The organism is Paeniglutamicibacter kerguelensis (assembly GCF_017876535.1).
In the GTDB taxonomy this organism is placed as follows: Bacteria; Actinomycetota; Actinomycetes; order Actinomycetales; family Micrococcaceae; genus Paeniglutamicibacter; species Paeniglutamicibacter kerguelensis.
Genome location: NZ_JAGIOF010000001.1, coordinates 2,819,201 through 2,839,930 on the forward strand (window position 1 = coordinate 2,819,201; position 20,730 = coordinate 2,839,930).

The window sequence follows — 20,730 nt, forward strand, 5'->3', positions numbered from 1 at the left end:
TGCCACACATGAAAACAAGCGGTGTTGCCCCGATTTCGTCGGGGCAACACCGCTTGTTCCAGGCGGGAACTGAGGGACTCAGCCCTGCATCAGCAGCGCCATCATTTCAAGCACCTTCCTGGCGCCGCCGGCTACGACAGCGTGATCCAGACGGTCTTGGTCTCCGTCACGGAGTCCAGCTGCTCCGGTCCCAGGTCCCGGCCGAATCCCGAGTTCTTGAAACCGCCGAAGGGCATCGCCGGGTCGATGGAACTCTGCGCATTGACATAGACCGAACCGGCCTTGAGCACCTTGGACAGACGGTGCACGCGGTTCAGGTTCTGCGAGTAAATCGTTGCGGCCAGGCCGTACTGGTTGTCATTTGCCAATTCAATGGCTTGTTCCTCGGTTGAGAACCGTTGGGCCACCAGCACCGGGCCGAAGATCTCCTCTTGGACGATCGTCATCTGGTTGTTGCAGTCGCCGAAGATGGTTGGCTCAATGAAGTAGCCCGTGCGGTCCAGCCGATTGCCGCCGCACAACAGCGTGGCGCCCTCGTCGATTCCGGTCTGGATGTAGCCCATAACGCTGTTGCACTGGTTTTCGGAGACAACCGGGCCGATGGCGCTTTCCGGGTCGAGTCCCGGTCCAATGACCCAGCTCTTGGCGTTCTCGACAAGCTTGCCCATGAACTCGTCGTAGATTGCATCTTCGACGTACAGGCGGGAACCGGCGTCGCAGATCTGCCCGGCATTGAAGAAGATGCCCATGGCGACCTCTTCAACCGCCTTGTCCAGATCCGAGTCGGCGAAGACCAGGACCGGGGACTTGCCGCCGAGCTCGAGGGTCATGCGGGTGAGGTTCTCCAGCGCCGCGTGGCCCACCGACTTGCCCGTGGGCGTTGAACCGGTGAAGGTGACCTTGTCGATGCCCTTGTGTCCGGCCAGGGCCGCACCGACCGTGGATCCCTTGCCGGTGAGGATGTTGACAACGCCGCCCGGGATGCCGGACTCGCTGACCAGCTCTGCGAAGCGAAGGGTCGTCAGCGAGGTGATCTCCGGCGGCTTCACCACGGTGGTGCATCCTGCGGCCAGGGCAGCGCCCAGCTTCCAGGCCAGGGTCTGCAGCGGGAAGTTCCACGGCACGATGACACCGACAACACCCACTGGTTCCTTCCGGGTGTAGGTCACGTAGTCCCCTGGCAGCCCCGCTGCCTCGCCGCTGCGGCCGGAGATCTTTGAGGCCCAACCGGCAAAGTAGCGGTAGGTGTCGATGGTGCCCTGGATATCCATCTCGGCCTCGGCCAACGGCTTGCCCACGTCGATCGATTCGAGCAGGGCCAGTTCCTCGGTGTTCGCCTCTATCAAGTCCGCAAGCTTGTGCAGCAGGCCCTCGCGTTCCAGCGGGGTGAACCGGCTCCAGGAGCCGCCGTCGAATTCACGGCGGGCCGCGGCAACCGCCTTGTCCAGGTCTGCCACGGTAGCGCTGGCAATGTTGGAGATCGTTTGGGTGGTTGATGGTTCGGTGACAGGCACCGTGGCGCCGTCGGAGGAATCCACCCAGGCACCGTCGATAAACAGTTGGTGTGACCTTGCCAGGAAAGAACGGACGGAAGCAGGGACCTGGTAGGTGTCGAAGTAGTTGTCAAAGTAGGTTTCAGCGCTGTCGATGCTCATCTGAAGCCCCTTTCGGTTTTGTGTTGGAAAAGATGGTGTTTATGCGGCGGTGGGGATTGGAAGACCTAGAACTGGACGACGAGGCGGCCGTCGGCTTCCCCGGCATCCAGGCGGCGGAATGCTTCATTGATGTTGCTGAATTCCATCGTCTCGACGTTCGAGTGGACCAGGCCGTCCTTGGCCAGCTGCATGACCTGGTCGCGTTCCAGACGGGTGCCGTCGGCGCTGCCGATGATGGTGATGCCCAGGTCGATGAGCTCGGCGGCCTTGAACGTGAACGGGTTGTTCGGCAGTGCCACCTGGATGAATCGGGCGGTCGGGGCCGCCAGGGTGAACATGTTCCGGAACACCTGCGGCGAGGGCGCGAAGCTCAGGAGGGCGTCGGCGCCGCCCAGTTCATGGATGGCCTTTTCGGCCTCCTCGCCCGGTGCGTAGGCGGCGTGTGCGCCCAGGCGCTTGGCGGTTTCCAGCTTCTTGGGATCCAGGTCGATGCCGATGACCTTGGCGCCGAAGAGCTTGGCGAACTGGATCGCGTACTGCCCCAGGCCTCCGAGGCCGAAGATGACCACGACGGAGCCGGGCTCGATGTTGGCCTTGCGCACCGCACTGAAGGCGGTGACGCCGGCGCAGAGCAGCGGGCAGGCTTCCTCGGAGGAGAGCTCCCCGGGGATGTGGGTGACCCAGTCGGCGGGGGCCACGATGTACTGGGCAAAGCACCCGTCAACGTGGACACCCGTGGCCTGGCTGTTCTGGCAGTAGGTCTCCAGGCCCTTGCGGCATTCGCGGCAGTTGCCGCAGGCGGAGTACACGAAGCCGACGCCGACTCGTTCTCCCGCCGTAAGTTCCACCCCGTCGCCGACGGCAACGATCGAGCCGACGCCTTCATGGCCCAGGATTGCCGGCTTCGGGCGCGGAAGCTCATCCTCGCCCTTCCAGAAGTGCACGTCAGTGTGGCATACGCCGCAGCTTTCCATCTTGACGAGAACCTCGCCCTTGCCGGGCTGCGGGATGGCGGTCTCGCGGATTTCCAGGGGGCTGTTGTCTTCGGTGAAGTAAGCGGCCAACATGGTTTCAGTCATCGTAATTCAGCTCCTAGTGAGGGTTTTGGCGCGGGAAGTTGGGTAACCGCCCAGGCCACGGGGTACAACGAATAATGCGGACATCGCCCAGTAGATGAGCCCGGCTGCGACGGCTGCGAGCAGCGAAGCAGTGGTGTACCGGAAATATCCTGTGTGTTCAAAAGTCAACGGATTGAAAGTGACGGTAAAGATCACAATGCCGCTCACCGTTGCGGCCATCGCGGCGATGTTGTAGCCACCGGTGAAGTAGTAGATCGACGATTTGCCTTCGATGAATAGGTGCTTGAGGTCCACCCGCTGCCGGCGCAGGAGGAAGTAGTCGACAAGCATGATTCCGGTCAGGGCGCTGTAGATGGCCGCGGTCCACACCAGGAACGTCATGAATCCGTCGTAGAGGCCCGGAATGGCAAACATGACAATCACCGGGACAATGCAGAACCCCGTGACGAGCCACTCCCAGGACACGTTCTTGAACAGCGCGCCGAACATTTGCCGGAGTCCAACGACTGCCGTGTAGAGGATGTTTGCCATGCTGGTGATGTTCGCGAAGGCGATGAACACCAAGACAATGGCGCTCAGCCACAGTCCCCCGGTTTCCGCCATCCACTGCGTCGGGTCGGCGTTGCCGTACTTGATCGCGCCGATGAGTCCCACTGCTTCACCCAGGCTGGCGGCGAATCCGATGCCGATCAGGTTTGGCCAGAAGGCCGTGCGTTCGTTCTTGGTGATGCGCGACAGGTTGCCGATGTACGGCCACCAGGAGAAACCGGCGGCAATGTTGATTTCAACGGCGATCATGAAGTTCACGGCATTGGAATCGAACGGCCGGGCGAGCGCGTCAAGGGCAAGCAGCTCCGAGAGCGAAGTGTCCGAAAGGAACAGCCAGATCATGAAGCCCATGACCAGGATCAAGGCGGGGGCAACGATGACGTTGAAGAGCTTGATGGAGGTTGGGCCCTTGGCCACGATGTAGGCGGTCAGCGCTATGGCAATGATCGTGATGACGTAGATGTACGGTGCATTCGGATCCGGGTCCCGGTCACTGACAACACTAATTGCGGAGTCGATGGAACGGCCGAACATGGTCCCCAGGACCACCAGCCAGCCGACCGTCAGCAGGATCATTGCCACCGTGTAAATGACCCGGCTGCCGTTGTGGCCGAACACGCTGCGCATGAACGTGTACTGCTCGGTTCCGTACTTACCGGCGCTGACGGATACGGCGAGCCCAACCAGGAGGACGCCCAAGACGTTTCCAAGAACGATGGCGACAAGACCGCTCTTTACATCGACAACGAGCGCCAGCGATCCTCCGATGAGAAAGCCCCACGTGGCAATCGCGAGGGCCGCGTTGGCCCAAGTGTATTCCCAGAATCCCCACAGCCGCTTTGACGGCGGCAACGGGGCCCTTCCTCGTTCTGCTTCAATGGCGTAGTCCATTGGGAATCCTCTGTGATCGGCACCCCTTAGCCAGGGGTGTTGGGCAGTGAAGGTTGCTTACTGAAAAACCAGGACCAGGGCGAATGTCACGACGAGCAAGACGCCCACAAAGATGTACTCGACATTGGTGAGCTGCCCGGGCTGCCGTTTGCCTTCGCGCTCGGCAAAATAGGTGCACACCCTGTCACGTTCCGCTTCAAAACCTGCGAGATCCAGCTCGGACCCTGACCCATCAACTTCTTCGCTTGTTTCTTTCATTTCCTGCCATTCCTTCGCTTTATCATCTGGATACCACGGACAAGTTCGATCGCTCGCTAGAATTTACGGGCGGCGAAATCCACGCATTTGTGGGTCATCGGGAACTTGGTGAGGCATCCGGATTCAACGGCTTTCAAGGCTGCGGCTTCTCGAAAAACATGCTCCGGAAGTCACACTTCTATCGTGGCCCTACCCTGTGACCTGCACAACATCAATACTGTAATCACCTCGATTTTGCCGCTGTTACACTTTGTAAATGACCTTAACGATTCGCCGAATTCTAGGGGTTTCAGCGGTCAGCGAGGGACATCCACAGGTGCTCGGCCAGGCTCGACTCCTGGATTCCCCGGTCCGCAGCATCCACGTGACAGAGTCCGCGGATTTGTCCGGCCTCCTGGAAGGCGGGGAACTGATCCTCAGTTCCGGCCTGTCCTTGACGACATCGCTAGAGACAACCCAGGCCTTTTTGGACGGCTTGGCCGCAGCAGGGGCAGCCGGGGTGATCTTCTCCTTCCTTTCCGATGCGCCCGAAATCAAGAAGTGCCTGGAAACGGCTGCTGCCACGGCGCAGATTCCTGTGGTGCTGCTGGACGACCGCGCCCGTTTCGTTGACATCACCGAAACCGTGCATCGGCTTATCTACTCCGCCGCCAGAGGGCTGAGCGGGTTGGATGCGGTATCGAATTTTCTTTCATCCGCGGCCGCCTCTCACCTGGAGCTGAGGGAGCTGTTCTCCGCGATCGCCGACATGCTCGATGCACCCCTTGTCCTCGAGGATTCGCTGTCCACAGTTGTCATCCACCAGGGCCTGGACCCGGAGCAGATGCGGCGTTTCATCCAGGCGCCAGCCTCTTCGAAGGTCTTGGGCTCCAGTGTCCGCGTCGTGGGCAACGAGAACTGGCTGGTCTACCCGGTTATCGGCCATGGCCGGAAGGTGGGGCAGCTTGTCTCAACGGTGGGCGCGGGAAACCCACGCGCTTCCCTGGGCATGGAGGAGGTCGGCGCGTCATTCGGCGAACTGCTGCCCAATGGCTCTGCCGACTTGGCGCTGGCCCGGCAGGAGTCGCTGTCGACCATGGTCAAGGAGGTTCGCTCGGGCGAAATCCGAAGCGAAAAGGAATTGTTGCTGCACGCGGCGATGCTGGGCGTGGCATCCGTCGACTTGTTCGTACCCATCGCCATCAACTTCAAGCAGCGCGGCAGCGCCGTGTCAGCGTCGGCAAGCCCCGACCTGGCAGCCATTACCGCCACGCTGCAGGACACGCTTCGCGGTTCCAGCTTCCCGGCCTTTGCCTGTGATTCCGGCGCAAACGGGGTGGGCATCCTTTTATGCCTGCCCGCGGCGGCCGACATCGAGGCAGCCCTGTCAATCGTCCATGACAGCATCGGACCGGTACTCGGCACTTACGGCAACGACAGTTCCTGGACGATGGGAGTTGGAACGGCCAGCCCCGAGCTGGGCATCACGGCCCTGAAGGGATTGGACGAAGCCTGCCGCGTGGCGCACTCGGCGTCGACCATGGACCATTCCGGGGCTCCGTACCACCGCGCCAGCGACCTCGGCTTCCGTTGGCTCATGCAACGCCTGCTGGACGTGGAGGAAAGCCACACCTATGTGCACGACCAACTCGCACCGTTCCTGGACGAGCCGGAGTACATGGACTTCATCGAGACCTACCTCCAGACCAACGGCAGCATCGCGGAGTTGTCCCGGGCACTGCATTTGAGCCGGCCAAGCGTCTACGCCCGGCTGCGCAGGATCGAAAAAGTCCAGGGCCGCGAACTGACCGACGCCGACACCATGACGTCCCTGCACCTTGCAGTCACCCTGTACCGGTTGGGCGTCAGGGGATAAGCCCCCCTGCCGCGCCCCGGGAACCAGGCGTGGGCGAAAACCGCCGGACGTCCCCGATGTGTCCTGTCGTTTCATCGCCTCCGTCGGCGAATTGCAACCACCGTCGACCCGGCATGCCAAACGGGGTGGCTACCCCTAAATGCAGCATGACCCGCCCGAACCTGGTTCGGGCGGGTCATGCTGCTTGCCCTGCGGCTACGAACTGACGCTTTCAAGCGCGTTGGCCGACGCGACGCAGTCGGGGCAGCGACGCAGTTCGTCCGTGGCGGCGCAGTCCGCACAGAACAGGCGCAGGTTCCGGCAGGAAAGGTTCGCGCAGTTCTCAAACTTGTTGGTTGGCGCCTCACAGCAAACGCACTTGCCGATGGTCACGGCGTCTTCGCTGAATTCCATGTGCATGCGCTTGTCGAAGACATACAGCGAGCCTTCCCAGAGCCCCTTGTCACCGAAGGTTTCCCCGTAGCGGACGATGCCGCCCTGCATCTGGTAGACCTCGGTGAAGCCGCGATTGACCATGAGGGCCGAAAGCACTTCACAGCGAATTCCGCCTGTGCAATATGTCACAACGGGCTGGTCTTTCATGTCATCGTATTTGCCGGATTCGATTTCGGCGATGAAGTCGTGCGTTGTTTCGACGTCCGGAACGATCGCGTTCTTGAATTTGCCGATCTGGGCTTCAAAGGCGTTTCGGCCGTCGAAGAAGTGGACCTCCTGGCCTGCGGCCTTCTTCGCTTCAACCAATTCGTGCAGGGCCTCGGGCTTGAGGTGCACGCCGCCGCCGAGTACGCCGTTGTCGTCGATCTTCAGCTCGCCCGGGGCACCGAATGACACGATTTCATCGCGGACCTTCACGGAAATACGCGGGAAATCCTCGGCAGATCCCTCGGACCACTTGATATCCATCTTCTTGAACGCCGGGTACTCGCGGGTGGCCTTGACGTACTGCTTGACGGCAAAGATCTCGCCCCCGACCGTTCCGTTGATGCCGTCCTTGGAGATGATGATGCGTCCGCGAAGACCCCACCTCTCTAGGAGCGTTCGCTGCCATAGGCGCACGGCCTCGGGGTCGGCGAGTGGGGTAAAGGCGTAATACAAGACAATTCGGTTCTGCGACACGCTGTTAAGCCTAGGTGCAAAATCCCGTTTAGGGCATCCGAAGTGTCAACCGTCACCGGGATGTTCGAGTGTTTCAAGCGTGCAACAGTTCACCTCAATGCAACCCATCGGGCCTGTTCACGGGGTAGGGTCGAGCTATGGGATCTACTGCAAGCGATGAACTAATTGGTACTTGGGTTACCGGCTGGGCTGGTGCACGAGGTTATGAGAACCGACATGAGGGTCGGGTCCATGCCGCCCTGCGCCACGATACTTCAGGTGACTGGGAGTACGTTATCTATGAGCCGTCCAATGAAGAATTGGTGGCTGTTGCCGAGACGCTGCACAAGCACCCTAAGCGTCGCCTGACGGCATTCGCCAACGAAATCTCCTCGCTCATCGAAGCAGCCCAGGCTGCTGGACTAAACGTGGTCAATTCCGATGAAGTACTCATGGTCACCGAGATGAGCGGCCACGACGTCGAGGAACCACGCCCGACTGAAGGGTTCGCCTTCCAGATCGAACGCGACAACACCCACGCCTACGTCTCGATCCACCCCGTGGAAGACGCCGAGGTTGTTGCCGCAAGCGGCCACGTGTCCGCAGTCGAGGGTTATGCCATTTTCGACCGCATCATCACCGCCCCGGACTTCCGCCGTCGCGGACTGGGCAGCTTGATCATGCGTGCCTTGGTCTCCCTTGCGTTGGAGCACGATGTCGAGGAAGGCCTGCTGATCGCCTCGGTCGACGGCCAGCAGCTCTACCAGTCGCTCGGTTGGACCAATCTGGGCAACGTTGTTCTCTTTGAAGGCAAGCAAGACGCCTAGATTCAAAAATTTTCGTTTGGTGGTGGGTCTTGCCTTGGCGAGGCCCACCACTTTTTTGTCACCCAATCAACAGGTGACCCCGTGGGATGCCACAATGATTCGGTGAACGCTTATTCGGAACAGATCGCCTTGTTGGGCCACGGGCCAACCCCTTCGGCGCTGCTCCATTCCCGCACCATCCAAGCGCGCGAGGCGCTCACCGGACCGTGGCCGGGCTGGGTCCATCCTGAGGTTCGCGAAGTCTTTGAACGCACGGGCGTCAGCTCCCCCTGGCTGCATCAGGTCCAGGCAGCGGATCTTGCCCACCGAGGCGAACACACGATCATTGCCACCGGCACCGCCTCGGGCAAATCCTTGGCATACCAATTGCCGGCCCTGAACGCCATCCACACCTCCTCACTGGAAAACCAGGCAAGCCTGGTTCCCCAAGACGGCACCGTGCTCTATCTGGCACCCACCAAGGCTCTGGCAGCGGACCAGCTCTCTGCAATTGCGGGTTTCGGCCTCTCGAGCGTGCGGGCCGCCAGCTACGATGGCGACACGGAAGTTTCCGCACGTCGCTGGATCCGCGACCACGCAAACTTCATCCTCTCCAATCCCGACATGCTGCACTTTGGCATCCTGCCGAACCACACTTGGTGGGCCAGGGTCCTGCGCCGGTTGCGCTTTGTCATCATCGACGAAGCACACTCCTACCGCGGTGTTTTCGGATCGAACATCGCCAACCTGCTACGCCGGCTACGCAGGATCTGCGAATACTACGGGGCAAATCCGGTCTTTATCGGCGCCTCGGCCACCAGCGCCGATCCCGCCGCTTCCTTCTCCAAACTCATTGGTGCCACGGCACAAGAAGTCACCACCGATTTCTCGCCCAAGGGCGCACTGACCATCGCCCTGTGGGAACCGCCTCTCACGGATCTGCACGGTGAAAACGGGGCCCCAACCCGCCGCACGGTCGTTGCCGAAACCTCGAATCTGCTCGCCAATCTGGTCTGCTCCCACGTGCGAACGCTCGCCTTCATCAAGTCACGGCGTGGAGCCGAAACCATCGCCACGATCACCCGGAACATGGTCGACCAGGTCCACCCCACGCTTCCCGATCGCGTCGCGGCATACCGCTCCGGCTACCTGCCGGCCGAGCGGCGCGAACTCGAGGAGCAATTGCGCAACGGGACACTTCTGGGCGTGGCCTCAACCTCGGCACTTGAACTGGGGATCGACGTTGCCGGCCTCGACGCCGTGTTGGTGGCGGGTTGGCCCGGCACCAGGGCTTCGTTCTTCCAGCAGATCGGCAGGGCGGGGCGCGCCGGACAGGATGCCTTGGCCGTGCTCGTGGCAAGCGACGACCCGCTGGACACGTATTTGGTCAACCACCCCGAGGCCATCTTCGAAGCCGGCGTCGAGGCGACGGTGTTCGACCCCGAAAACCCCTATGTGCTTTCCGGCCACCTCTGCGCGGCCGCCGAAGAGCTTCCGTTGCGCCCGGAGGACCTTGCGGCGTTCGGCCCCTCCGCCCACGGGTTGCTTGAGTCGCTGGTGGCGCGGGGCTTCCTGCGCCGGCGCCCCGCAGGGTGGTTCTGGACGCATCCGGAGCATGCCGCCTCAATGGTCAACCTGCGCGCCGATGGCGGCGGACCGGTGAGCATCATCGAGTCAGACACGGGCGCGCTCCTGGGAACCATGGATTCGCCGCAGACCCACTACCAGGCACACACCGGGGCCATCTACGTCCACCAGGGTGCCAGCTACGTGGTTGACGAACTGAACGAAATGGACCACTGCGTCATGGTGACCCGGGCCAACCCGGATTTCTACACCCAGGCGCGCGACATCACCACGGTCGAGGTCAGGGACATCGAGCGAAGCGTGCAATGGGGCCCGATCACCGCCAACTTCGGGGACGTGGTGGTCACCACGCAGGTGGTGTCGTTCCAGCGCAAATCGGTGATGAGCAACGAAATCCTCAGCGAGGAGCCCCTGGACCTTGAGGCCCGCGACCTGCACACCAAGTCCGTGTGGTTCACCATTCCGGAGAGGCGGTTGATCGCCGCGGGCATCTCCCCCGAGGAATTCCCCGGCGCGCTGCATGCCGCCGAGCACGCGGCCATCGGTTTGCTGCCGCTGGTCGCGTCCAGCGACCGCTGGGACATTGGCGGGGTCTCCACCGCGCTTCACATGGACACGTCCATGCCCACCATCTTTGTCTACGACGGCCACCCCGGCGGAGCCGGATTCGTGGAGCGCGGATACGAAAAGGCCACGGCCTGGCTGGGCGCCACCCGGGATGCAATTGCCGCCTGTGAATGCGCAAGCGGGTGCCCGTCCTGCGTCCAGTCCCCCAAATGCGGGAACAAGAACAACCCGCTGGACAAACATGGCGCGATCCGCCTGCTCTCGGCCATCCTCAGCGAGGCGGCGCACTCGGCCTGAGAATCCCCCGGGTGGCCTGCGGTGCCAAGCGCCAGGGCTGCGGCGGCGGGCCCGCCCGCGCCACGGCAACCGCGTGGCCGAAGGGCGGAAGCCAGCCAACCATCGCGACCGGAACCTTGACGGCGATTTTCACGATCTCACCGCTGGTTCCCTGCCTGCTGCATTCGGTGACCATTGCATGGTTGGTCCGGGCCGTTTGCCCGGCAACGGCACACGGTTCCCCGGGGATGAGGAGACGTGCGGCGTCGGCACCGGCCAGCGCCGCAAGGTCCGCGGCCGTTGCTGCCTTGGAGGCCGCATGGCCCGCGGCGGAGAGCATGAGCACCACCACCAGCGCGAAGAACGCCAGGAAGACGACAGCAATCATCAGCACCGTCCCGTTGCCCGCCTCCGACTCGCTCCCGGCCCCGGAAATGCGTGTCCGCCTCACGGCTCGATTTCCTTCCGGGCCGATGCCTCCGCGGTCAAACGGATTTCCCCCAACAACGGAAGGGTGACTCCGGAGGTGACAAACACCTTTTCGTAACCAGCCCCCGACCCCAGGGAGACGTGTAGGTCGGCACCGCCAATGCGCAGGGCGGTGGCGATGGCTTCGCCCGCATCGGTGCCGCGGGCCAGTTCCCTCGCCGAGGCACTTGCGGCCTGCTGGATCCGCACTTGTTCCCCGCCGAGCATTCCCGCCGCGGCCACCACCGTGAGCAGGAGGGCAACGGCCGGCAGCAGCACCGCGATTTCCGCGGTGCTGCTGCCGTCTTCCGAATGCGTTCGCATGCCAACGGTCCCTAAAAGGACAGGGCCTGACGGATCAGCCCCAGAAGCATTCCGCGCACATCGCCGCTGGAAAGAATGCTGACCAGCAGCCCGGCGAAGGCCACGGCCGCCAGCGTGACGATGGCGAATTCCGCGGTGGTGCTGCCTTCCTCGTCCCCGATGGCCCGCAGATCGATGTGTCCCGGCGTTACCAGCTCGACCTCGTGTTCCATGTGCTGCCTGCCTTTCCTTGTTGCTTTTCTTGGGTGTGTGTTGCTTGTTTGCGAACCCTCCGGCCGTCGGGCCCGGCATGGCTCCCCTTGAGTCTGGCTCCGGGGCGTCCGGGCGGGGCCGCGTCGCGGCGGCGTTGGGGATAACCGGGGAACGGTGCGCGGTGCGTGCGTTGTGCGGGGAAGCCGCACCAAGGCCCTCAGAAGTCCGGCAGCAGGGAAATGACGATGGGAACCACGCCAAGGCAGACAAAAGCCGGCAACGCACACAGCCCCAGGGGAATGACCAGTTTGATCCCGAATTCGGCACCGCGTGCCTCGGCCTCCCGGATTTCCCGCTTGCGCCCCGAGGCCGCCGCCGAACGCAGGAGCTTTGCGGCAGGAGCCCCGCTGAGCTGGGTGAAACGCAAGGACGGTTCCAGTTCCCGGACCGTGGCGGGCATCGGGCTCCAGGCCCGGTCCCAATCAACGTTCAGCTCCAGCGCCCGGGAAACGCGCGTCAGCGGCGCATAGCCGGGCACGTGCCCGCCCACGATTTCCAACACCGACCGCACCGGCAGCCCGGATTCCAGCAACGTCGCGCACATTTCGAGCACCAACGACGGTGACTCGCGCTGCTCCGTGGGCGGCGCTTCAGGCCGGGAACGGCCCGCGTCCGGGGAATGGACCACCGGGTTCCCCGACCACATCCAGACCGCCAGTCCCGCCAACAACCCCGCCACCAGGCAGGCCATCACGAGGGAACCTGCCTGACGATCTTCACGAGCATCAGGTGGCACCACCAGCGGTTCGCCAGCCACAGCAGCACCCCGGCGATCAGGGCCAGCCTGCCCACCGGGTGCATGGTGAGCACCGCCAACGGGTCAATGCCCAGCAGCTGGCCCAGGCCCAGCCCCACCAATGGAAGGAAAGTGAGCAGCCGGCTGGTGGCCCGGGGTCCGGCGAGCGCGGCGTCAAGGGCCCTGCGCATGTCGGCCGAGTTCTCCAGTTCCGCCGCCAGCTGGTCAAGCAGCTCGGCCAGGGCGGCACCGGACTGTTCCGAAATGGCGAAGCACCACGCCAGGCGCGCCCACAGCCGGGAATGGTGCTTGCCCGTGGCCGCGTGTTCAGCCAGTCCCGCGCGCAGCGTGCCGCCGGTGCGCATTTGGGTCAGCGCCCTGGCGCACCCGGCATGGATGTCGCTCCCGGCGCTTCCCGTGGCACCGGCCCAGATTTTCTCCAGCAGTTCCAGTGCCGCTGCGTTGGAGCAGCCCGCACGCAGCAACGCCGAAAGCTGGCGGATGAGTTTCCCGTACTCCTCCGCCTCCTGTGCCTCATCGCGTGCCGGGCGCCGAAGGGGGAACCCTGAGCGCCCGGCACAGGCGTCGGAGTCCGCCCGTGTGCCCCGGCCGGTGTTGCCCGGACGCCGGAAGAGCCAGACGGCAAGCCCGGTCAGGGCCGTGGCGCAAAGGATCATCACCATGGGCTGGCCACTCCCCGCGAGTGCAGTCGCCCGCGGAACCAGTCGAGCCCCTCTGATTCGCTGGCGGCCTTCCCGAGCTCGCAGATCACCTGCACCTCCAGCGTCCCGGCGGGGTTGAGCACCAGCCGCCCCAACTGCACGGGGTTCCTGGCGCCCGTGCGCGCGTCCCTGGCCACGTGGATGAGCAGGTCCAGGGCGCTCACCGCCTGCAGCGCGGTGGTCTGGGGATCCATCTTGGCCAGCGCGCCCATGGCGAGCAGCCGGGCCGGCACGGCCTGGACGCTGTTCGCATGCACCGTCCCGGCGGCGCCCTCGTGACCGGTGTTCATGGCGCCCAGGAAATCACCGATCTCCGCTCCCCTGCATTCGCCGACCACCAGCCGGTCCGGCCGCATGCGCAGGGATTGGCGCACCAGCATGTTCAGGCCGATCTCTCCGGCACCCTCGACATTTCCGCCGCGCGCCTGCAGCCCGACCAAGTGCGGGTGGCTCGGGGTGAGCTCCGCCGAGTCCTCGACAACGATGATGCGTTCGTTTGCCGGGACCCCGGCAAGCATTGCCGCCAGCAGCGTTGTCTTGCCGGCACCGGTTCCGCCGCTGACCAGGAAGTTCAGCCGGGCGGTGACGATTGCGCGCAGCGCCTGCAGCCAATCGGGGCGGGTCTGGTCGATCAGCCCGGCCAGCTCCGGCCGCACGGTCCGCTTGACGCGCACCGAGATCAGCGTGCCGCCGGTGGAGATCGGCGGCAGCACCGCATGGACCCGGTAGTTGCCCAGGGTGAGATCCACGAAGGGCTGGGCGTCGTCCAGCCTGCGGCCGGCCGCGGCCGCAAAACGCACGGCCAGGGCCCGCAGTGCGGCGGGGTCGGTGAAGCCGGACCCGCTGGGCTTCAGCCCTTCGGCCCCGTCGACCCAGATGCGGCCCTGCCCGTCGACCAACACGTCGGTGACCCCGGGTTGCCGCGCGAATTCCTCGAGCATCCCCAGCCCGTGGATGTCCCGGCTGAGGTTTTGCACCATTTCGGTGGTGGTGTGCGAACCGATGACGTTGCCTGTGGCCTGGACGGCCGAAGCCAGGTCGACCTCGCTCAGTCCTCCGCCCCTGCCCAGGGCGCGCAGCCGCACCTGTTCCAGGACCTCCGGGCTGGTTGGGGCCTGTCCGTTCTCCGGAACCTGTTCCCAGCGGCGGCGCCCGGTGCGCCGTTCCGCGGCGTTCATGCCGCCTGGCCCAGGGCCGCCCGCTCCGGTGCGCCCAGGGCGGTGATCCTGCGGCGCAGGGCGGTGCGGGCCAGCACGCCCATCAGCCGGCCCTCCGCGGCGCCGCGTTCAAGGGGCTTGAGCCACGGCAGGTAGCCGCCCAGGGGCAGGCCCAGCCCGTGGGCCAGTGCGCGGGTGTCGGTTCCGGCCGCCAGCTTGCCGGTGAACACCACCGACCAGTTGGCGCCGGCCGCCACGGGGAAACGGCGGTTCGCCGCGCAGCGGGTGGGCATGACAAGCAGCCGCTCCCCGCAGAGGGCAAGCACGCCGGGCAAGACGGCGGGCAGCCGCCCGGCGTCGATGACGATGTCTTCGTAGATGCGCCGGGAGGCCGCCAGCACCGCCACCACCAGCGATTCCTCCGGCACGTAGCTTCCCGGTTGGCGCACCCAGGAGAGCACCGCGCTGCCCTGCGCCAGTGGCAGGATCTCGGCCAGCTGCCCGGGTGCCAGCGCCCCGCGGCTATGCTCCAGGTCCTCCCAGCCGATTCCCTCCGGTTCCCGGGGCCGCAACATCGGCCACAACCCCGTGGAGACCCGGTCTGCGTCGATGAGCAGGGTCCGCCGACCGGCCAGGGTGTGGGTTGCGGCAAGCAGCGCGGCAAGGGTGCTGGTGCCGGCTCCCCCGCACCCGCCGGCCAGCAAGGTGATGCGTGCGGCCCCGCCGTTCAAACCGAGTTCGCCCAGGTACTCCCCCAGCCAGGCCGAGGCCTGCGGAAGCACCGCGACCCTGGCCCCGGGGCTGCGGGCCGCGGCGCGCCAGAGCACGTCCTGGTGCTCCTCGAACCCGGCGAGCACCAGCCGCGCCCCGGGAAAGAGGCTTGCCGCCTCACCCGCGCAGTCGTGCCCTACCAGAACCGTTTCCCGTTGGTGCGTGCGGGTCCGTTCCGTCTCGCGGTACTGGACCAGCTGCACCCCGGCGCCCACGGCGATCAGCGCGATCGACTGCGCCAGCCCCGTGTCGCGGGTGAGCAGGATGCAGCGCGCGGCCTGCGCCTCCCTGTCGACAGTCCGCGGATCCGGCCGCGGTTCCTGCCATGTTTCCGGTGCGTCGGGCGGATCCTGCGTTTGTGCGTGCTGCAATGCGGCATGCAGCGCCGGGTACTCGGTTGCCCCGGTGCCACGCTGCGGTCTCCGGGTACCGCCGGCGACGAACCGTCTCTGCTCTTCCATGCACCCCACTGTGGACCGGGGACCGGGCCCATCGGCCGCCTCGCCCTCGGGCTGTGGAGGCGCGGGGGGCGGCAAGCACCCGGTGCGGGAAAGTCGCGGACGCGCCGCGACCTGCCGCGCCGTCCCAAGCCGTGGCAGCCAACTGCGAGAATGAAACGTGCAACAATTCGCGATCGTGGCAACCCACGCCATCTCCCAGCCGGACCTTGAGGCCGGTGCCGCCACGGCGCTGGTGCAGCTCGTCGATGCCGGGGGCACCGCGCTGCTGCCCCCGGTGCAGGTCTACGGGGACGGCCTGGCCCGGGTTGTCGCGGAACTCGAATCGCGCTCCCCGCGTTGGGTCTTTGATTCCGTGCAGGCCTGGTACCCGGCGCTGCTGGCAGCCGGAGTCCAAGTCAACCGCGCCCACGACCTCACCTTGACCCGGAACATCCTGCGCAACGCCCCGCACGCGCTTCCGAGCGACTACCTGGCCGCGCTGCGCCGGGAACCGGACCCCGCCACCCTGGCCCCGGCACACCTGCTACCGCCGGCGCGCGTCTCCGAAAACCAGGGAGAGCTTTTCTCCGAGCCCAAGGACGATTCCGGCGCGCTGGAAAACGTGCTTGCCGAGTTCCTGTCCCAGCGCGCGGCCGTGGCTGGGGACGAGCGCGGCAGGCGGCTGGGCCTGCTCATCGCCGCCGAATCCGCGGGCGCGCTGATCGGCGCGGAAATGACCCATGCCGGGGTCCCCTGGGACATTGCGGTGCACCACCGGCTGCTCGAGGAAGCCCTGGGGCCGCGCGTCCCGGCGGGGGTGCGCCCGCCGCTCATGGAGAACCTCGCGGTGCGGATCCGCGAGCTGCTCGGCGCGCCGGCCCTGAACCCGGATTCCCCGCAGGAACTGCTGCGCGCCATGAACCAGGCGGGCATCTCCGTGACCAACACCAGGGCCTGGGAGCTGACCGAGCTCAAGCACCCGGTGGTCGAACCGCTGCTTGCCTACAAGAAGATCGCGCGGCTGGCCAGCGCCAACGGCTACGCCTGGGTCGACCGCTGGGTCAAGAACGGGCGCTTCCGGCCCGAATACGTGGTCGGCGGGGTCGTGACCGGGCGCTGGGCCTCACACGGCGGCGGGGCGCTGCAGATCCCGCATCAGGTGCGTTCGGCGGTGCGGGCGGACCCGGGCATGGTCTTGGTCGTCGCCGACGCCGCGCAGCTGGAACCACGCATCCTGGCCGCGCTCTCCCGGGACACCGCGCTTGCGGCCGCGGCCCGCGGCAAGGACCTGTACCAGGGCATTGCCGACGCCGGTTTCGGCGGCGACCGCGCCCACGCCAAGATCGCGATGCTCGGGGCCATGTACGGGGCCACCACCGGCGAGTCCGGGCGGCTGATGCCCAAGCTGAAGGCCACCTACCCGCGCGCCGTGGGCCTGGTCGAATGGGCCGCGCAACAGGGCGAAGCGGGGGCGGATGTCTCCTCGTTCCTGGGCCGCGGCACTCCCCCCGCCTCCGAGGCCTGGCTGCGCGCGCAGAAGCGCGCGGATTCGGAGGAATCGGCCCGCGCGGCGCTCGCGGAGGCCCGCAGCCGGGGCCGCTTCACCAGGAACTTCATTGTCCAGTCGACGGCGGCGGAGTGGGCGCTGTGCTGGATGGGCGAGCTGCGCCGCCGGCTGCGTGCCGGGGCCGCGGCGGGCACCGACCTGGGCTCGCTCGTCTTTTTCCTGCACGACGAGATCATGCTTCACGTGCCGGCCGAACAGGCCGAGACGATCGTCGGGCTGGTCCACGAATCGGCGAAGGCCGCGGCGGACCTGCTCTTCGGCCCGATTCCCGTGGACTTCCCGGTCACCGCCGTCGTCGTGGATTCCTACGACCAGGCCAAATAACGGTTTCCGGCCGGGGCTAGGAAGCCTTCCCCTGAATGACCTCGACGGGGACCTCGCGGGTGCTGTCCCACGGCACCGTCCAGCCCAGGTCGTTGAACATCCGATCCAGCACGATGGCCGTGAAGCCCCAGATGAATCCGCCCTCCACGTCGAAGGCCGGGGCGCTGAACCTGGAGCCGTCGCGCTCGACCACCGAGGTGACCCGGTTCGCCGGGTCCAGCAGGTCGGCCACCGGGGCGCGGAAGACCGTGGAGGATTCGGCAAGGTCGACCGCAAAGACGTCCGAGGGCGCGTGCCACCAACCCACCACGGGGGTGACGATGAAGTTGCTGACGGGCAGCTCGGTGTCCGGCAGCGCGCCAAGGATCTCCACCCCGTCCGGGTCCAGCCCGGTTTCCTCCTCCGCCTCCCGCACGGCCGCGGCTATCGCGTCAGTGTCCCCGGGGTCGACCTTACCTCCGGGGAACGCAACCTGGCCGGCGTGCTTGCGCAGGGTGTCCGCGCGGGTCACAAAAAGCACGTCCAGGTCCTCGCGCACGGACGGAACCTTGCTGGCCGCCGGCACGTCGTCAAGCCGCCCGAAGAGGATCAGCACTGCTGCGTGCTTCGCCCGGTCCCGGTCGATGTCCCTGAACACCCAGCTGTCGGGCATCTTGGTGGCTTCACCGTGCCCGGCACCCTCACCGGGGGCCTGGCGCTGGATCATCGCCAGCAGTTCTTCGCGTACGCTCATGCTTCCAATCCGTATCCCTGGGCGCGCAGCTCCCGGCGCGTGGCACCCTGGCGCATCTTCTCCAGCAGTTCTTCGCGTCCCGGCGCCAGCTCGTATTTCAGCAGCTTGACGGCCTTGGCCTCGTCGGTTTCGCCCTCCCCGTAGGACGGGCACAGCGTGGTCAGCGGGCAGGCCCCGCAGGCCGGCTTGCGTGCGTGGCAGACCCGCCGCCCGTGGAAGACCACGCGGTGGCTGAGCATGGTCCAGTCCCTGGGCTCGAAGAGCGCACCGACCTCGTGTTCGATCTTCACCGGGTCGCTTTCCTCGGTCCAGCCGAAGCGCCGGGCCAGCCGCATGAAGTGGGTGTCGACGGTGATTCCGGGCACCCCGAACGCGTTGCCGAGCACCACGTTGGCCGTCTTGCGTCCCACCCCGGCCAGGGTCACCAGGTCCTCGAGCCGGCCCGGGACCTCCCCGTCGTACTCGTCGACGATGCGGGTGGACAGGGCCAGCAGCGAGTTCGCCTTGGCGCGGAAGAACCCGGTGGGTCGGATGATTTCCTGGAGTTCCTCGGGTTGGGCCTGGCTCATGGCCAGCGCGTCCGGGTACCTGGCGAAGAGCGCCGGGGTGATCGCGTTGACCCGCACGTCGGTGGTTTGCGCCGAGAGCACGGTGGCGACGAGCAGCTCGAACGCGTTGCCGAAGTCGAGTTCGGCAACCGCGTACGGGTAGGTTTCGGCGAGCACCCTGTTGATCTTCCGGGCCCGGCGCTTGAGGCCAAGGGTGCTCTCGTCACGCATCATCGGCTACTTTTCCGGGTATTGCAGGTTGTCCAGCTCGCGCAACACCGCCGGGCGGTCCCCATCGAGGTTGACCAGGTAGTCCTGCCCGCGGTCCTCAAGGCAGAGGATCCAGACGCCGGGCTGCAGCGTGGTGATCCGTGCACCGCTCCTCGGGTCGTAGACCGGACGCGGCTGGTTCAGCGCAAACCAGAAGCTGCTGGATTCTGGTTCCTCGGCAGCAGTGTCCGAGCGGGCGCCGAAGGGCTCGTCTTCCTGTGCCCTCTGGCTGGCGGCGGCCGCCTTCATCTGTGCGGAAAGCTCGTCGCGGGAAAGTGCGGCCGTTGCGTTCGGCGCCGCCTGGGCGACGGGGTTTGCGGAGGTGACCGGGCCAGCCTGCGGGGCTTCCTCCCGCGACTGCACCGGGGCCGCCGCCGGGATCAGGCCGGTGGCTGCCGGGGCCGATTCGGCCTCGGCATCCTGCTGCACCAGGCTGACCTCCGGGAAGTCCGACTCGCCGGCGTCGCTGGTCTCGGGCACCTTTACCTTGGATGCAGCCGCCGGAGCGTCCACGTTTTCGTTCACGGCTTCGGCCGTTGCCGGGGCTACAGCCTCGGGCCCGGCCTCGGATTCGCCGGTTCCCGTGCTTTCCTGCATCCGGTCCCCCGCAGCAGGTGCCTCGACCGAAGATTCCTCGAGTTCCTCTGCTTCGGTCTCCGCTGCGGCCGGCTCGTCGCCGACGGCCTTTTCCGGGGCCTCGGAAGACGCTTCCGACGCCGCTGCGGTTCCGGCCAAGGTTGCCGCCGCGGCAGCGGATGCCACGCCGGCAGTGGCACCGGCAGTGGCGAGGGAATTGGCGGGCTGTGCTTCCACGGATGCTTCAGGCTCCGGGGCGGCGGCGGTCTTGGGAACCGCGGGCGCGGACGGGCTTGCCCCGGGGTTGCTGCTGGCGCCGAATCCTTCGGAGCTGTCAACGGATGCAGCGGTTGCCGCCGCAGCGGCGGAAGCGGCCTTCGATGCGGCCACGGGGCGGACGTCGTTGCTGATCACAGCCTCGTCCCCTGGAACAAAATCCGTGCGGAACGCGCCAAAGTAGCGGGCCAGGGTTGTGCCGCAAATCATGGCCAACGCGCCAACAAAGCCCAGCAGGAAGGCGGCGGACATCGTTGCGACATAGGAGTTGAAGAAGTACGCGGCGGAAATCAATGAAACGACCGAGCCGAACTGGTCAAGGCTCAGCGATCCCACACGCACCCTTGTGCGTTTGGTGAACCGGCGCCAGGCGAACGCAGCGCCAACAGCCAACGGCATGAGCAGAGTGACCAGCAGGTGGAACGGCAAGCCGGGGAAGATCCACATGTTCACCGAAATCGCCTTGGTCCAGGAAATCGGAACCAGCGAGCCGACCAACACCAGCACCGCGCCGACGACGACGAACGTGTCACGCAGCGTGAGCGGTCCAACCCGACCCTTCACCCTGGTCATGGCATTGCCGTCTTGTGTTCCCAAGTGCACCTGTTCCATCTGAGGACCCCGCTTCTGTTCATCGTTGCTGCCAGTCAACCACCCCGGCTCCGGGCAAAACACCAGAATTGCAAATTGTTTCGGCCGCCACCGGGTGGTCTTTCTACAGCCTATCCGCGCCGCCTAGGTTCTTCCCCCCGTTGGCCGTCGCTCCGGCGGAGGTGTCGGGAAGAAGTCGGGCCCCTCGTCCCCCGCCCCAGGCTTCGCAACAGGTCAGGACGGGGCGACCGCTCGGCGCACGCCGATACCGCTTGGCGCACAAACCGCACTCCCGGCTGTCACAATTGTGACCGCTCGCACCCGGCCCGCGCCGGTGGCTGTAATCTGACTCACAAG

At 65.7% G+C, this 20,730-nt stretch carries 19 protein-coding genes; 4 read left to right on the forward strand and 15 right to left on the reverse strand.

The genetic code is table 11. The features are described from left to right. Window positions 1-131: 131 nt before the first annotated feature. The 4 genes from JOF47_RS12975 to JOF47_RS12990 all read right to left on the reverse strand — a co-directional run bounded on the left by JOF47_RS12975 (window position 132) and on the right by JOF47_RS12990 (window position 4,432). Complete coding sequence (locus JOF47_RS12975; RefSeq protein ID WP_209999081.1) at window positions 132-1,655, reverse strand: aldehyde dehydrogenase family protein; 1,524 nt, start codon at window positions 1,653-1,655, stop codon at window positions 132-134. Between the two features lie 65 nt (window positions 1,656-1,720). Beyond that, window positions 1,721-2,734 (reverse strand): alcohol dehydrogenase catalytic domain-containing protein, encoded by a 1,014-nt coding sequence (locus tag JOF47_RS12980; protein WP_209999083.1) that lies wholly within the window; start codon window positions 2,732-2,734, stop codon window positions 1,721-1,723. Between the two features lie 6 nt (window positions 2,735-2,740). Next, window positions 2,741-4,174 (reverse strand): purine-cytosine permease family protein, encoded by a 1,434-nt coding sequence (locus tag JOF47_RS12985; protein WP_209999094.1) that lies wholly within the window; start codon window positions 4,172-4,174, stop codon window positions 2,741-2,743. 57 nt (window positions 4,175-4,231) lie between these two features. Beyond that, the gene (locus JOF47_RS12990) at window positions 4,232-4,432 is read right to left on the reverse strand and encodes a hypothetical protein (protein ID WP_209999105.1); all 201 of its coding nucleotides are present in this window, start codon (window positions 4,430-4,432) and stop codon (window positions 4,232-4,234) included. A gap of 256 nt (window positions 4,433-4,688) precedes the next feature. Between JOF47_RS12990 and JOF47_RS12995 the strand changes: the two genes are divergently transcribed. Further along, entirely contained in the window at window positions 4,689-6,287 is a 1,599-nt protein-coding gene (locus tag JOF47_RS12995; protein ID WP_209999107.1) for a helix-turn-helix domain-containing protein, read from the forward strand. 195 nt (window positions 6,288-6,482) lie between these two features. Here the strand turns inward: JOF47_RS12995 and trhO are convergent, their stop codons facing one another. Then, the gene (gene trhO / locus JOF47_RS13000) at window positions 6,483-7,403 is read right to left on the reverse strand and encodes an oxygen-dependent tRNA uridine(34) hydroxylase TrhO (protein ID WP_209999109.1); all 921 of its coding nucleotides are present in this window, start codon (window positions 7,401-7,403) and stop codon (window positions 6,483-6,485) included. A 302-nt stretch (window positions 7,404-7,705) separates the two neighbouring features. Between trhO and JOF47_RS21970 the strand changes: the two genes are divergently transcribed. Further along, window positions 7,706-8,209: a GNAT family N-acetyltransferase gene (locus JOF47_RS21970; protein WP_342592772.1), complete on the forward strand. Its 504-nt coding sequence runs from the start codon at window positions 7,706-7,708 to the stop codon at window positions 8,207-8,209. A 102-nt stretch (window positions 8,210-8,311) separates the two neighbouring features. Continuing rightward, window positions 8,312-10,639 (forward strand): DEAD/DEAH box helicase, encoded by a 2,328-nt coding sequence (locus JOF47_RS13010; protein ID WP_209999121.1) that lies wholly within the window; start codon window positions 8,312-8,314, stop codon window positions 10,637-10,639. Here JOF47_RS13010 and JOF47_RS13015 read toward each other — a convergent pair. The 7 genes from JOF47_RS13015 to JOF47_RS13045 form a co-directional block, all read right to left on the reverse strand. After that, window positions 10,614-11,069 carry an Rv3654c family TadE-like protein gene (locus JOF47_RS13015; RefSeq protein WP_342592773.1) on the reverse strand — a complete coding sequence of 152 codons (456 nt, stop codon included), beginning with the start codon at window positions 11,067-11,069 and terminating at the stop codon, window positions 10,614-10,616. The two genes, JOF47_RS13010 and JOF47_RS13015, sit on opposite strands and share 26 nt — an antisense overlap. Then, window positions 11,066-11,410: a TadE family type IV pilus minor pilin gene (locus JOF47_RS13020; protein ID WP_209999123.1), complete on the reverse strand. Its 345-nt coding sequence runs from the start codon at window positions 11,408-11,410 to the stop codon at window positions 11,066-11,068. The genes JOF47_RS13015 and JOF47_RS13020 overlap by 4 nt, the downstream gene beginning before the upstream one ends. Before the next feature lie 11 nt (window positions 11,411-11,421). Beyond that, a complete protein-coding gene (locus JOF47_RS13025; RefSeq protein ID WP_209999124.1) occupies window positions 11,422-11,622 on the reverse strand; it encodes a DUF4244 domain-containing protein in 201 nt (66 codons plus the stop codon). A gap of 197 nt (window positions 11,623-11,819) precedes the next feature. After that, window positions 11,820-12,353, reverse strand: a complete 534-nt coding sequence (locus tag JOF47_RS13030) for a type II secretion system F family protein (protein WP_245356829.1) — start codon at window positions 12,351-12,353, stop codon at window positions 11,820-11,822. Next, window positions 12,353-13,081 carry a type II secretion system F family protein gene (locus JOF47_RS13035; RefSeq protein ID WP_209999135.1) on the reverse strand — a complete coding sequence of 243 codons (729 nt, stop codon included), beginning with the start codon at window positions 13,079-13,081 and terminating at the stop codon, window positions 12,353-12,355. Before JOF47_RS13035 ends, JOF47_RS13030 begins: the two co-directional genes overlap by 1 nt. Next, window positions 13,075-14,298, reverse strand: coding sequence for a TadA family conjugal transfer-associated ATPase (locus JOF47_RS13040; RefSeq protein WP_209999137.1), 1,224 nt, complete (start codon window positions 14,296-14,298; stop codon window positions 13,075-13,077). Before JOF47_RS13040 ends, JOF47_RS13035 begins: the two co-directional genes overlap by 7 nt. Continuing rightward, window positions 14,295-15,509: a CpaE-like family protein gene (locus JOF47_RS13045; protein ID WP_209999139.1), complete on the reverse strand. Its 1,215-nt coding sequence runs from the start codon at window positions 15,507-15,509 to the stop codon at window positions 14,295-14,297. The genes JOF47_RS13040 and JOF47_RS13045 overlap by 4 nt, the downstream gene beginning before the upstream one ends. 175 nt (window positions 15,510-15,684) lie before the next feature. On the opposite strand from JOF47_RS13045, the gene JOF47_RS13050 reads away from it, so the two are divergent. Continuing rightward, a complete protein-coding gene (locus tag JOF47_RS13050; RefSeq protein WP_342592774.1) occupies window positions 15,685-17,379 on the forward strand; it encodes a bifunctional 3'-5' exonuclease/DNA polymerase in 1,695 nt (564 codons plus the stop codon). A 16-nt stretch (window positions 17,380-17,395) separates the two neighbouring features. Here the strand turns inward: JOF47_RS13050 and JOF47_RS13055 are convergent, their stop codons facing one another. The 3 genes from JOF47_RS13055 to JOF47_RS13065 are packed head-to-tail and all read right to left on the reverse strand — an operon-like array spanning window position 17,396 to window position 20,379. Then, the gene (locus JOF47_RS13055) at window positions 17,396-18,112 is read right to left on the reverse strand and encodes an NUDIX hydrolase (protein WP_209999143.1); all 717 of its coding nucleotides are present in this window, start codon (window positions 18,110-18,112) and stop codon (window positions 17,396-17,398) included. Further along, window positions 18,109-18,894, reverse strand: coding sequence for an endonuclease III (nth, locus tag JOF47_RS13060; protein WP_209999146.1), 786 nt, complete (start codon window positions 18,892-18,894; stop codon window positions 18,109-18,111). The genes JOF47_RS13055 and nth overlap by 4 nt, the downstream gene beginning before the upstream one ends. 3 nt (window positions 18,895-18,897) lie before the next feature. Further along, window positions 18,898-20,379 (reverse strand): hypothetical protein, encoded by a 1,482-nt coding sequence (locus tag JOF47_RS13065; protein WP_209999147.1) that lies wholly within the window; start codon window positions 20,377-20,379, stop codon window positions 18,898-18,900. Between the last annotated feature and the right edge of the window lie 351 nt (window positions 20,380-20,730).